General features: G+C 66.6%; 15 protein-coding genes. 9 read left to right on the top strand and 6 right to left on the bottom strand.

The genetic code is table 11. The features are described from left to right. The first annotated feature begins 1 nt into the window (after window position 1). From J2808_RS11885 to J2808_RS11865, 5 genes are all read left to right on the top strand, one after another. A complete protein-coding gene (locus J2808_RS11885; protein ID WP_309816443.1) occupies window positions 2-256 on the top strand; it encodes a hypothetical protein in 255 nt (84 codons plus the stop codon). Beyond that, the gene (locus J2808_RS11880; RefSeq protein ID WP_309816441.1) at window positions 253-1242 is read left to right on the top strand and encodes a cyclase family protein; all 990 of its coding nucleotides are present in this window, start codon (window positions 253-255) and stop codon (window positions 1240-1242) included. The genes J2808_RS11885 and J2808_RS11880 overlap by 4 nt, the downstream gene beginning before the upstream one ends. 195 nt (window positions 1243-1437) lie before the next feature. After that, on the top strand, window positions 1438-2913 hold the full coding sequence (locus tag J2808_RS11875) for an FAD-dependent monooxygenase (protein WP_309816439.1): 1476 nt from the start codon (window positions 1438-1440) through the stop codon (window positions 2911-2913). A gap of 13 nt (window positions 2914-2926) precedes the next feature. Next, window positions 2927-3307, top strand: a complete 381-nt coding sequence (locus J2808_RS11870) for a hypothetical protein (protein WP_309816437.1) — start codon at window positions 2927-2929, stop codon at window positions 3305-3307. A gap of 218 nt (window positions 3308-3525) precedes the next feature. Further along, entirely contained in the window at window positions 3526-3654 is a 129-nt protein-coding gene (locus J2808_RS11865) for a hypothetical protein (protein WP_309816434.1), read from the top strand. Window positions 3655-3725: 71 nt separating this feature from the next. On the opposite strand, the gene J2808_RS11860 is transcribed toward J2808_RS11865, so the two are convergent. Beyond that, the gene (locus J2808_RS11860) at window positions 3726-4160 is read right to left on the bottom strand and encodes a hypothetical protein (RefSeq protein ID WP_309816431.1); all 435 of its coding nucleotides are present in this window, start codon (window positions 4158-4160) and stop codon (window positions 3726-3728) included. A 138-nt stretch (window positions 4161-4298) separates the two neighbouring features. Then, window positions 4299-4856: a phosphoribosyltransferase family protein gene (locus tag J2808_RS11855; protein WP_309816429.1), complete on the bottom strand. Its 558-nt coding sequence runs from the start codon at window positions 4854-4856 to the stop codon at window positions 4299-4301. Between the two features lie 172 nt (window positions 4857-5028). Here J2808_RS11855 and J2808_RS11850 point away from each other — a divergent pair, with 172 nt between their 5' ends. Together J2808_RS11850 and J2808_RS11845 are read left to right on the top strand one after the other, a co-directional pair. Next, the gene (locus tag J2808_RS11850; RefSeq protein WP_309816427.1) at window positions 5029-5847 is read left to right on the top strand and encodes a CPBP family intramembrane glutamic endopeptidase; all 819 of its coding nucleotides are present in this window, start codon (window positions 5029-5031) and stop codon (window positions 5845-5847) included. Then, a complete protein-coding gene (locus J2808_RS11845; RefSeq protein ID WP_309816424.1) occupies window positions 5844-6452 on the top strand; it encodes a hypothetical protein in 609 nt (202 codons plus the stop codon). The genes J2808_RS11850 and J2808_RS11845 overlap by 4 nt, the downstream gene beginning before the upstream one ends. 10 nt (window positions 6453-6462) lie before the next feature. Here the strand turns inward: J2808_RS11845 and J2808_RS11840 are convergent, their stop codons facing one another. The 4 genes from J2808_RS11840 to J2808_RS11825 form a co-directional block, all read right to left on the bottom strand. Continuing rightward, window positions 6463-6981, bottom strand: a complete 519-nt coding sequence (locus J2808_RS11840; RefSeq protein ID WP_309816421.1) for a GNAT family N-acetyltransferase — start codon at window positions 6979-6981, stop codon at window positions 6463-6465. Window positions 6982-7006: 25 nt separating this feature from the next. Next, complete coding sequence (locus tag J2808_RS11835; protein ID WP_309816419.1) at window positions 7007-7930, bottom strand: DMT family transporter; 924 nt, start codon at window positions 7928-7930, stop codon at window positions 7007-7009. Between the two features lie 117 nt (window positions 7931-8047). Then, the gene (locus J2808_RS11830; RefSeq protein ID WP_309816415.1) at window positions 8048-8644 is read right to left on the bottom strand and encodes a dihydrofolate reductase family protein; all 597 of its coding nucleotides are present in this window, start codon (window positions 8642-8644) and stop codon (window positions 8048-8050) included. After that, on the bottom strand, window positions 8641-11343 hold the full coding sequence (locus tag J2808_RS11825) for a PEP/pyruvate-binding domain-containing protein (RefSeq protein WP_309816412.1): 2703 nt from the start codon (window positions 11341-11343) through the stop codon (window positions 8641-8643). Before J2808_RS11825 ends, J2808_RS11830 begins: the two co-directional genes overlap by 4 nt. A 100-nt stretch (window positions 11344-11443) precedes the next feature. On the opposite strand from J2808_RS11825, the gene J2808_RS11820 reads away from it, so the two are divergent. Continuing rightward, window positions 11444-12280, top strand: coding sequence for a hypothetical protein (locus tag J2808_RS11820; RefSeq protein WP_309816411.1), 837 nt, complete (start codon window positions 11444-11446; stop codon window positions 12278-12280). Window positions 12281-12316: 36 nt separating this feature from the next. Next, window positions 12317-12460: a hypothetical protein gene (locus J2808_RS11815; protein WP_309816408.1), complete on the top strand. Its 144-nt coding sequence runs from the start codon at window positions 12317-12319 to the stop codon at window positions 12458-12460. The last annotated feature ends 13 nt before the right edge of the window (window positions 12461-12473 follow it).

Raw genomic sequence — 12473 nt, 5'->3', positions numbered from 1 at the left:
CATGCATAAGATCCGAAGGGCCGTTGAAGTCCTCTTCGTCCTGACCCTGGCAGCGCTCCTCATTGGCGGAGTCGTGTTCGTTGCCGGCCAGGCCGTCGCCCTGGTCGCCGGCCAAGGCGACTGGCTGGAGTTGCTCAACGAAACCATCAAGCCGCCGATGTGCATTGCCGCCTCCATCTGCGCGATCTCCGGCTTCCTCCTCAGCTACAAGCGCCACCAGAACCAGGAACAGCCGCAGGAAGCAGGGGCGCGATGACCTCCCTTACCGGGGACACCACCTACCCGACGTTCGCGGGGCTGCTCGAAAGGGAAGGCAGCCTGGCCGGGACATCCTGGGGTCTGTTTCCCGACGCAACGCGCGGGACGCCGTCGTTCATTACACGGCGGGCGGTGCTGGACGCCAAAACCTGCATCCGAACTGGAACCGTATTCGGCCTGGATTATCCGGCAGACGCCTTCGATCCCGGGATGTCGCTCAAGCGCGGCGCTCCGCGGCACACCATCTACTCCTCGCACCCGGCCCACCGCGACGACTATCTGGACGGCTACTACCTTCAGGGATCCACGCAGATTGACGGACTGAGGCACCGCCGGGCTGACGACGTCGGCTTCTACAACGGAACGCCGGATGACCAAATCCGGGAGGGCACCCCGGACCTCGGCATCCAGGAATGGGCAGACCATCCCATTGTTGGCAGGGGAGTGCTGGTGGACCTCGATGGCTACCGCGAAAGCCAAGGTGCTCCCATCGACCACGCCGCAGGTGAACCCCTGGGCCTCGAGCTGATCCAAGCCGCAATCGAATCCCAGGCCGTCAACCTCCGGCAGGGGGACATCCTGATGCTCCACACCGGGTGGTGCGAGTGGTTCCTGGCACTGGCGCCCGAGGAAAAACAACGGATGCGCGACAGCCGGCGGGCCACCGGCGTTGCCCAGTCGAAGGAATTCGTTGCCTGGGCCTGGGACCACCGCCTCGCCCTCCTCGCCGCCGATAACTTCGCCTTCGAATGCCTGCCCGTTGTGCCGGACAGCCCCTACCTTGACAGCGCCTTCAACGACCACGGCATGATGCACCAGCAACTCCTCGCCAAACTCGGCATGCCCCTGGGCGAACTGTGGCGGCTTGGGCCCCTCGCCCGGCACATGAAGGCCACCGGACACTGGGACGCGGTCATCAGCATCAAACCGCTGAACATCACCGGCGGAACCGGGTCGCCGGCCAACGCAACGGCTCTCACCTGACCCTGCTGCAAGACCGGCCCAGACCGATGCCGGCGCGGGCATGGTGGGCTGCGCCGGAGCGACGCGTGCACGCTGCCGCCGGGTCCCCTCTCTTTCCAATGTAGCGCGCTCACGGGGGCTTGCGGCAAGGCCCCCGTCATGCCGCAGACTGGCTCAGACGTGCGCGGAAGAGGCGTGCAGAGGCGGGGGTTTGTGATGGTTGATGTGATTGTTGCCGGCGGCGGTCCCACAGGGATGATGCTGGCCGGTGAGCTGGCGTTGGCGGGGGTGGATGCGGCGATTGTGGAGCGCCGCCCCACGCCCGAGCTGGTGGGTTCGCGTGCGGGTGGCTTCCACTCGCGGACCATCGAAATCCTGGATCAGCGCGGGATTGCGGACCGGTTCCTCGCCGAGGGAACGCCCGTGCAGGCGGCGTTCTTCGGGACCACGAAGCTGGACGTGAGCGACTTTCCTACCAGGCACCCGTACACGCTCGGCCTGTGGCAGAACCATATTGAGCGGATCCTGGCCGGCTGGATCGGGGAGCTGGGTGTGCCGGTCCACCGGGGCCTCGAGTTGGCCGGCATCGCCCAGAACGACGCCGGGGTGGACGTGCATCTCGTCGACGGCACAACGATGCGCGCACAGTACCTGGTGGGCGCCGACGGCGGGCGAAGTGCCGTCCGCAAGGCAGCCGGCATCGGGTTCCCCGGCTGGGATGCGACCAGGAGCAGCCTGATCGCCGAAGTGGAAGTGACGGAGGAGACGCCGGCGGGTATGCGCATCGACGAGGTGGGGGTCCACGGGTTGCACCTGATGGAGGACGGGCGGACCACGCGGGTAGTGGTGACCGAGAAGCACATCGGCCCAGCCACCGAGCCCACGCTCGCTGACCTCAGCAAGGCGCTGACCGACATCTTTGACACTGACTTCGGGGTCCACAGTCCCACCTGGATCTCACGGTTTACCGACGCCACACGGCAGGCGGCGGCCTACCGGAGCGGCCGCGTGCTGCTGGCCGGGGACGCCGCGCACATTCATTCCCCGTCAGGCGGGCAGGGGATCGGGCTCGGCATCCAGGACGCCGTGAACCTCGGCTGGAAGCTCGCCCAGGTGGTCAAGGGGACTGCGCCGGACAGCATGCTGGACACCTATCACGCCGAGCGGCACCCCGCCGGGGCCCGCGCGCTGCGGCACACCATGGCGCAGGCGGTCATGCAGCGGGCCGACGCGCGCGTCGGCGCGCTGGCCGACACGGTGGCCGGCCTGCTGGACATCGATGAGGCCCGGAAGCGGCTCGCCGGGCTGATTTCCGGCCTGGACGTCCGCTACGACCTCGGTGAGGGGCACCCGCTGCTCGGGCGCCGCATGCCCGATCTCGACGTCGTCACCGCCACCGGACCGCTATGCGTGTTCACCCTTCTGCACAATGCCCGCGGGGTGCTGCTCAACTTCGGGGTGCCGGGCAGCGTTGACGCGGGGCCGTGGGCGGACCGGGTGCAGGTAGTGGACGCGACGTACGACGGCGGGTGGGAGCTTCCGGTGATCGGTTCAGTCAGCGCTCCTGCGGCCGTGTTGATCCGGCCCGACGGGTATGTGGCATGGACGGGAGACGGGACCCGGGCGGGGCTGGAGGATGCGCTGGCCAGCTGGTTCGGGCCTGCGCGGCACCAACTCCCGGAGGACAGGTGATTGGATAGGCAGCATGGAACCGAAGTTTGTGCGCTATGAGGCAAGCATTCCCAACGACCGCGGATGCCACCTGGGAATCTTCGCTCTCGCCAACCGGTTGGCCAAGGGTGGCACGCTCAGTGGACAGGACTGGGCTTCGTGGCGTAGCGCGAATGACAACTACGACGCCGCCTATGCGGACCCATCGACGGTCGACACATCGGTCTATGACCGAGCCATCAACCCGTCAGCGCAGGCCTGGTTCAAGTGCACCGCCACGCACCTGCTGACCGGTGTGGATTTCTATACGGATCTTCTGCGCCGCCATGACGTCGGCTGGCAGGTACTTTATTCGAACGATCCTGGACGACTTCTTTACGAGGACGACGTTCAGATAGTTGTCGCGCCTCACTAGGCAAGCAATCGAACGCGGGCTCTCGCTGTCATCGTTCGTCGAGGAAGCGCTGAGGCAGTCTCTAAACCAGGAAGGTACAAGCAAATGAGGGTCACTCCGATCCGCTTCGTGCGGAACATCGAGCTCGCCAACAAGTTCTATACCGCGCTGGGGCTGAGCGAGAACGCTGAAGCAACAAGCGGAACGTGGGCTGATCTGCATATTCGCCGTCGGACATCATGGACGAAACCTTCGGCCGATTCATCACGGTCAAAGACCCCGACGGATACCTGATCCAGGTCAACGAAATGGATGAGGACCTGCAAAACCTCAGCTATGAAATTCGGGAGTCAGCTGCCCTGAAATAGGCGGGCCGGAGTTTCCCGATGCGGAACGTCGAGCGGACACATTCGACCGAGTAGCTCCGCCCTGACGGCGGTCAAATCATTTCGACTGTGAACCCTGTTTTCGCTTCGTACTTGAGATACCAGTGGTGATCCGAGGCAGTCCAGGCATTACCCCTCTTGGACGCTTGCCCTGCCCACGCAACGGCCTGTTCAAGCCAGACGTCCGTCAGTGCCTGGCCTATGGGGAGCCGCAGCGACGACGGCACGGCACTGACAAACATCATGAGCGGGGCTGGCTGGAAGTCCCTTGATTGGAAGTACTTTGGCCGGGCGTCAGACAGCCAGTAGATCGTCATGACGTATATGGGCTCAGTGTCCCGCCGCTCGCCTGCGCCGAAGGAGAGACTGCCCAGTTCAACTCCTGCGGCGACCAGGGCTGCGCCGAGCTTGTCCCGGCCGATGGGGTAGGCCCACCCTTTGGGTAGCTTGTCTCGGTCATAACGCTGCCACGGTCCTTCATCGCTCATTCCTGCATCCTAAGCAAAATGGCCTCTATGCGAGCTTGCGACGATGCGCTGAGGAGTTCGTCATTTAGTATCCACGAGGCAACCGGTTCAGTTCCCGGTGTCGCGCCATCCAAGAGGACGGCAAAGTATCGGAGCGCCCTAGAGGTCTCGGATATGAAAAAGAGACTTGAGGTTCAGCTGACGCCTCGGCTGGCTCTCCTTGAGATTGTCGATCAGGACCGATGCCCCGACCCATGTGGCTCCAACTTCCGCAATGAGTCTCTGCAGTGCCGTGAGCTGACCGCCACTGTCGATGAGATCGTCTACGGCGAGTACCCGGTCCCCGGAACGGATGAGGCCCTTGGGCAGTCCCAGCTCGAGGTGGCGGTCCTTGTAATCGGGCGGGCTAGTGACCGTGACCCACGGATCGCTGTCGAAGGATTGGGCAGCATCCTTACGGATTGGGCAAAAGCCGACGCCCAAGCTCGCCGCGGCGAGGACACCTGTGAGGTATCCGCTGGCGGAGGGGCCGATGACAACCGTGGGACTGGCCGCGCGGAAGGGTTCAGCGAGCAGATCCCCTACGCCGGCTACAACTTCTGGGTCCCGCCACCAGGTGTACAGATTGAAGAATTTGCTGCCGGTTACGGGACTGGTCTTCCAGTCAAATATCTCTGCCATATGTTGACGGAGGTCTTTGGGGCTGGCGGCAGGCATGAGTTGAATCCTAGTTCAGACATCTAGAGCCGAACCCAGGGCCGCGACGTGCTTTCGAAAGAGTGGCCACACAGCATTCTGGCCGCGCTTCCCTGACGGGCGGCCATCACTGGCGTGCAGCCGTGCCGGGGCGGACAATGAGAGCACCTTGCAGTGACTGTTTGGAGCCATTATGCGCCGTTCATCTGGCTGGCTGAAACACCACAGGCTTCTGGCATTTTTTGTCCTGACCTACGCAATATCCTGGGCCTCGTGGCCCGCGTATGCTGCAGGGCTGATTCCCCGCATGGAATTCCTGCCGATCGGCCCGCTGGCTGCGGCCATTATCGTCATCGCCCTGGCAGAGGGCCGCGCCGGCTTCCGCGCCTGGGGACGGCGACTCATCCGGTGGCGCGTCGGATGGGTCTGGTACGCCGTCGCGCTCCTCCTCCCCGCCGTCATTGTCACGCTCACGGGGCTCATCAACATGGCGCTGGGGGCCTCCGCTCCCGGCCTCGCCCAGCTGACGTGGAGCGGACTGCTGACCGTCTTCGCCGTCCGGCTGGTCAACCCGCTGGACGGACCGCTCGGCGAGGAACCCGGGTTCCGCGGCTACGCCCTCCCGCTGCTTCAGGCGTCCCGTCCTCCGCTGCTGTCTGCAGCTGTTCTCGGCGTCCTGGTTGCCCTCTGGCACCTGCCGCTGGTCCTCTTTGGCGGGCTGAGCCTGACCGGGCTGCCGACGACGTTCGCCATCACCTTCCTCTATGTGTGGCTTTTCAACCGCACCGGCGGCAGCGTCCTGCTGACGCTCCTGTTCCACAACAGCCAGGGCACGTTCACCATGGGTTCCTTCGGCTTCACCGGCGCCGACGCCAGCCGCGCGGAGCTGATCTACTTCGGGGTGGTCGTTCTCGCGGTACTGGCCACGATGACGCTGGACCGCGGGGCCTGGCGCAAGGCACCCCGCCCGGCCACCGCCGTCGGGCGCTTCTCCCTCAGGAGGAAGTCATGACATCACCACTGGCAAAAGCTGCCGGACCGATCGCGCTGGTCTCCGGCGTCGTCTTCGCCGCTGTTGACGTGGCCCGGCTGCTCACGGCCGACCGGAGCCTCGACCGGATTGAAATGATGCGGCAGGTGCCCTTCATCGCGGCCAACGCCCTGTACTGGGTGGTGTTCATCGGGCTTGTCCTCGCCCTGGTGTCTGTCTATTTCAGGCTCGGTGGCCGTGCGGGAGGTCTGGGCGCAGTGGCCTTCTGTTTCGCGCTGGTGGGCACCCTGGACATGGCCGGCAACATGTGGTTTGACGCCTTCGCCGGCCCCTGGATCGCCGACGTCGCCCCCGGCGCCATCCTCGCCGGCGGGTCCGGAATGCTGGCGGTCGGCGGGCTGTCCAGCTACGTGCTGTTCGCCGTCGGCTGGATGGTCTTTGGCATCGCCGGCTGGCGAGCACACATGTTCCCCGCGTGGATCGGTGCGCTCTTTGTGGTGGCAGGCGTCCTTGGCTACAACGCCGGGCTTCCGCCGTACGGGATCCCCATCGGCCTGGTCATGGCCGTACTGGGATGGTGGATCATCCGGACCGGCGTCCCGGCGAGGCTCACCGGCGCCCCGTGATGGCCCGCCGTTACACGGTGTCGATCCAGTAGCGGCGCTTGCCGTTGCGGGTGTCCTCGTAGACGCCGCCGTTCTTTTCGATGGTCGCCCGGGAGCCTGCGTTCGTGTCATCGCAGGTGACAAGCGCACGGGTGATTCCCAGTTGCCGGGCTATGGGCAGGGCTGCGGCCAAGGCGGCGGATGCGTGGCCGCGGCGCCGCGCGGAGGGCCTGACGCTGTAGCCAATGTGCCCGCCCTGGTCGAGGAGGAAGCCGTTAAGCTCGTGCCTGATGGCCAGCGAGCCCAGGAACGTCCCATCCTCCACGATCCAGAGGTAGGTGCACGGAACGTGCCCCGGCTGACGGGGGCTCTCCGGCAAGGCATCGCTGACGAGGAAGTCCACCAAGCGGCGGAACTGCCGGGCGTCTTTGAGTTCTGCCACCGGCCAGCCATCGGAACCGCCGCCGTCCTGGCGGGTTCCATCAAATTCTGCGGCTCCCTCCAGCCAGGAGGAGTGGTAGCTGACGTCCGGTGCGATAAGAAGCGGCATCACAAGATCGTAGTTGAAGGGTTGGTCAGCCCCGTAACGCAGTGCTGACCGGCGGTTGCACGCGTCGGGTGAACGCCTGCTTGTTGGCCAGTGCGACGCCGGCGATGACAATGGTCCCGCCGATGACCTGTGCGAGTGTCAGCGGCTGGCCCATCAGGAGGGTCAGGATGGCGGCGAACACCGTGATGAGGTTCAGGAAGACGCCGGCCTTGGCGGGTTCGATGGTTTGCAGGGCGCGGTTCCAGAGCACGTAGGACAGCAGGGACGGGAAGACCGCAATGAAAGCCAGCGACCACGCGGTGCCGGCAGTCTGGGGCAGGTCGATGCCCTGGACGGCCACCACAGGGGTCAGCCCGATGACCAGGAACAGTGCCTGCAGGGCAGTCGAGGTGATCGGCGGCAGGCGCGGGGCCCGGCGGCCGATGATCGTGTACGCGGTCCAGCTGACGATCGCCCCGAGCATCAGCAGGTCCCCGGAGTTGTGCTGGGCGTCCAGCAGGGTGGGCAGGCTGCCTTTGCTGAGGATGACCAGCACGCCCAGCAGGGCCAGCAGCAGACCTGCGACGGCGGCCCGGCTGAGACGTTCGCGGAGGAACAGGACCGAGGCCAGCACAATCAACGCCGGGTTGAAGGCATTGATCAGCGAGGCGTTGAAAGCATCCGTGAACTGCAGTGCCGCGTAGAGCAGGAAGTTGTACCCCGCAAGGCCGAAAACGCTCAGGGCCAGCACCCAGGGCCAGGCACGTATGGCCTGCCGCCACGACGGGCGCTCGACGACCTGCGCCACAAGGAACAGGGGCACCAATGCCAGCAACCATCGCAGGTAGACCAGGCTCAGCGGGCTGAGCTCGGCTATCGCTATCTTTCCGACTATATAATTGCCGGCCCAGAACAACGTTGCGGCGACGAGGGACAGGACAGCGATCAACATCGAACGTGACAGACGCACTGGCTTCCTCCCGACCCCTGAGGCCGTGTGCCCCTCGTCCATCTCACCCTCCCACACGCCCGCCAGTACAAGGAAAATTGATCGACGTGGTTGGGCCTGATAGTTGCGGTCAGCTTTTCAGGGGGTTACCTGATAGCGCACGTGGGTGACGAAGCGCGTGCCGCGCACTTCGGTGGGCTCCAGCGTGAGATTCGTGACGCCGTCGAGCAGCCGTTCGCCTGCTCCCAGGAGCAGGGGCGAGGTGTGGAGCCGCAGCTCGTCGATCAGCCCCGCCGACAGGTATTGCTGGACGGTCTTGGCCCCGCCGGCGATGGCCACGTCCTTGCGGCCGGCTGCCTCCCGGGCCTGGGCCAGCGCGGATTCGATGCCGTCGGTCACGAAGTTGAAGGTGGTGCCGCCCTGCATCTCCACAGGCTCGCGGGGAAAATGCGTGAGAACGAAGACGGGTGCGTGATAGGGCGGCTCCTCACCCCACCATCCCCGCCAGTCCTTATCCCAGGCTCCGGGACCGGGACCCGCGAACATGTTCCGCCCCATGATGTAGGCGCCCGCGGCGAGGATGCCTTCCACCTCGGCCGCATTGTTGTCCGCGTCTTCGAACATCCACCGGTGCAGGAGCTCGCCGTTCTCGCCCAGCGGCTCCGTCATGCTTTGGTTCGGTCCGGCGAGGAACCCGTCGAGGGAAATGGTCAGATCGCACGTGACTCGGCTCATGCGCCCATCCTGTCACCGCCCGGTGCGGCCTGGGTAGGGGTCGGGCGCTCGATGGTGACCGTTCCGGCGTCGCCATCCACGCGGATCTGCTGGCCGCTGGTGAGCCGCTGGGTGGCCACCCCGGTGCCGAGCACCGCCGGGATGCCGTACTCCCGGGCCACGATGGAGCTGTGGCTCAACGGGCCGCCGACGTCGGTCACCACCGCGGAGGCCATGGTAAACAGCGAGGTCCATGCGGGAGTGGTGATGCGGGCCACCAGGACCTCGCCCGGCTCCATCAGCGCGAAATCCTGCGGCCCGCCCAGCACGCGGGCGGGAGCGCTGACCTTGCCCGCGCTGGCCCCGATGCCTTTGATGATGTCGCCGGACTGGTGCTGTGAGCCTGCAGGCATCATGGACCCGAAGGCCTTCTCCATCCACCGGCTCTCCGGGAGCATCTGCGGGGCAGCGGCCTTCACCTGGCCCCGCCACAGCATCCTGCGCTCCTCGACGGCGGCGGCGCGGACCGGCCGGTCTGCCCCGGTGATGGCAATGGCCGCGGCCCCCGGCGCCCCCGCTTCGGCGAGGCCGAACTCGACGGCGCTGCGCAGCTCCTGGTGCCGCAGCCAGAAGACGTCGTCCGGCGAAGCGATGACGGCGGAGGCGACCAGCCGCCGGCCGAGCTCGTGCAGCATCCGCCGCAAAAGCGGCCAGGCCAGGCCGACGTCGGCCAGCGCGTCTTCGCGGATCGGAGCCGTGGTCTGGGCCCACCGGAGCAACCGGAAGAATGCGGCCCGGCGGCGCGGGCCGAGCCGGCCGGCCATCTGGCTGGTCAGGGTGTCCCGGCGTTCGGCCGAGAGCCGCTGCCGCTCGTGCGGGTCCGTGCCCTGCCCGCGCAGGTAGAACTTCACCGTCTCCAGCAGGGTGGACGGATCATCGGCCGGCACCGGGCTGGCGAAATCCAGGTTGTAGACTGCGTGGCCGAACCGGTCCAGATGCTCCTGGAAGCGCTCATGCCATGGCTGCCAGAACGCAGGCTCAACCCCGGCGGGCGGGGAGCCGGTGCGCTGGGACTCGGCCAGCGCCGTCGTCGGTTCATTGAGGATCGCGGAGGCCAGCCCGGGGACGTCGCGCACCCAGGCGGCGAGGTTGTACAGCGACTTCTCCGCCCGGATGGGTTCGCTGTCATAGCCCAGGAGGAACGTCTGGGCGGGGGGATCGCCGTCGCGCCGGACCAGCTTGTCATAAAACGCGCCGAAGGAGATTTCGCTGGTGGCCGCGAGCGGAATGATGGACTGCACCGCCGTGTAGTACACGGTGCCGGCGTCCAGCAGCGCCTGCACACCGGCCAGCAGTTCCGCGCCGGAGAGCTCCGTGACGGGCTTCGCGGACCAGGCCGTGATTACCCGTTCGTAGCGGGGGTGCGAATAGTCGCGCCAGCCGGCAACCCCCATGTGCGCCTTGCCGCGGGCCAGCGCGCCCACCGCCGTCAGCGCCTTGCCCATCATCCGCCACATGCCCGAGGTGCGGTAGTAGTAATAGGCGTAGCCGTTGATGGTGGGCAGCCCCACATCGCCCTCGCGGATGACGTTCGTCCCCACGGCCTCGGACATCAAGGCGCTCAGCGACCGGGCCACGGAACCGTCAATGAGGTCGGCGAACAGCGGCGTGAGCGGGTCGGGCAGCTGCTCCACAATGCTCGCCCGGAAGTAGAGCCCTTTCGGATACGGCATGGGCCAGGTCTCGGGGGTGTCCGCCGCCGGTTCGGGCAGCGCCGTGATGGGCCGGGACTGCACCAGGAAGAACTCGCCACCGGCCCGCGCCCACTCGATGTCCTGCGGCGCCCCGAAATGGTCCGCAATCCGGGTCCCGTAGCCGGCCAGTTCGGCTGCCGCCCGGTCGTCAAGAACGGGCGTACGACGGCGGGCTGCCGCCACCGGCTGCTCCCGGGTGCCTTTCGCCGCGTATACGGTCATGACTTCCTTGTCGGCTGTCCGCCGGGAGACCACGGAGCCCGTCCCGGCGTCGACCGTCACGTCATCGGTGGTGACGGATCCGCTGACCACCGATTCGCCCAGGCCCCACGCGGCGCTGATCACCGTCTGGTCGCGGCGCCCGTTGGCCGGATTGGCGGTGAACATGACCCCGGCGGCTTCGGCCTCGACCATCCGCTGGACCACCACGGCGAGGCGCACGTCGTCCGGACGGATGCCTTCGCGGGCCCTATAGGCCATGGCCCGCGCCGTCCACAGCGAAGCCCAGCAATTGATCACCGCGGCGGACAGTTCATCCATCCCGCGGACGTTCAGGTAGGTCTCCTGTTGACCGGCGAAGCTGGCCGAGGCAAGGTCTTCGGCCGTGGCGGAGGAGCGCACGGCCACGGCGGTGTCCGAGTCGCCGTCGCCGAGACGCCGGTAGGCAGCGCCGAGTACGGCGTCGACCTCGGCCGGCATAGCGCCGTTCTTGAACAGGGTGCGGATCCGCCCCGAGGCAGCCTCGTACTCCTGCGGCGGCGCATCCGGTGGCAGGGCGGCGAGTTCCTGGATGCCCGCTTCGAGCCGGTTGGCCTCGACAAAATGCGAGTAGGCGGCGGTGGTCAGCACAAACCCGGGCGGGACCGGCAGCCCGGCCTGGAGGAGGCCGCCCAGGCCCACGGCCTTGCCGCCGGCCACGGCGACGTCGCCCCGTCCCACATCGGCCAAATCGTTGACATAGGTCATGACCCGCGCATCCTTGCTGCCCGGGTTGCGGGCGCCTGGAGGGAACCTGATGCTCAACATACTGGCACTGCCGCGGACAGGAGGCCATAGACTCGGACCCATGTCAGCTCATGGGGGGATGCCGGCTCGGCGCAGAGGAGTCCTGTTCGTTGCTGCCGCGCTCGTCCTTGCGCTCGCGGGGTGTGAATACAGCGGCCCCGCTGAGCAACCAGCTCCAGCGTCCTCCCCGACAGCAACACCGCAGCCGCGGTCCGTTGGGGAAAACGCGGAAGAAGTGGTGCGTTTGCTCGGGACGGCCGCGTCGGATCCCGGCATGCCGTCGGAGGCGGAGCCCGTCGGGAAGCTGTTCCTTGTCCTGGCGCCCGGGGACTATGTGGTCACGGGTGCGTGTGCCGGGGTTTACGGGGCGAAGCTCACCTTGGTGAAGGCTGACGGTGTGCCGGAGGCATCGGACTTTGAGTGCGATTCCACCCTGGAACGGTTCGTCCGGCACGCCGGCGGGCCCATCACCATCAGCGCGGTCCCGCCAACGGGCAGGCCGTCCGCAACAGGGGTCAAGGTCCAGCCCAACACGGACCCGCGCGCCTCAGAGATGGCAGACTTCGGGGAGTGGTCACGGCAGCAGCTGCAACCACATTTGCCCGGCGAGTTGAGTGGAGCCAGCAGGGCGAACACACCCACCATCGGGACGCTGATGGCCAAGCCCGGCAAGTACGAACTCCGCTTCGTCTGCGACGGACCAACGGGGGCCGAACTGTCAGTGTCCACCGCGGCAGGTGCTGAAGTTCTGGCCCCCGTGCAGGTCCCGTGCGACGGAAAGGTGTTCAGGGCGCCGGTGCGTCTGCCCACTGAGGGGGCAGACGTGAGAATGAGCCCCGCCGGAAGCCTGGACGCCCGCTACGCCTACAAGCTCGTGCCAACCGCGCCCGTGTCTTAGGATTCACGGCGCCCGCGCTTCACATATTGTCTAGTGGTGGGTACGAAACAGACAGTCGAGTTGGAAGGGCAGACCTCCATCAACGAGCTGCTCGACGAGCCGATCGGCGCTACCCACATTCAGCTGGTGTTACCCATCCACGTCCAGCTCCCCACCGGGGAATTCCGCCGCGTGTCCTGACCGCCCGCAGCGA

The organism is Pseudarthrobacter sulfonivorans (assembly GCF_031454915.1).
Taxonomy (GTDB): Bacteria; Actinomycetota; Actinomycetes; order Actinomycetales; family Micrococcaceae; genus Arthrobacter; species Arthrobacter sulfonivorans_C.
This window is presented reverse-complemented; position numbering and strand designations above follow the sequence as displayed.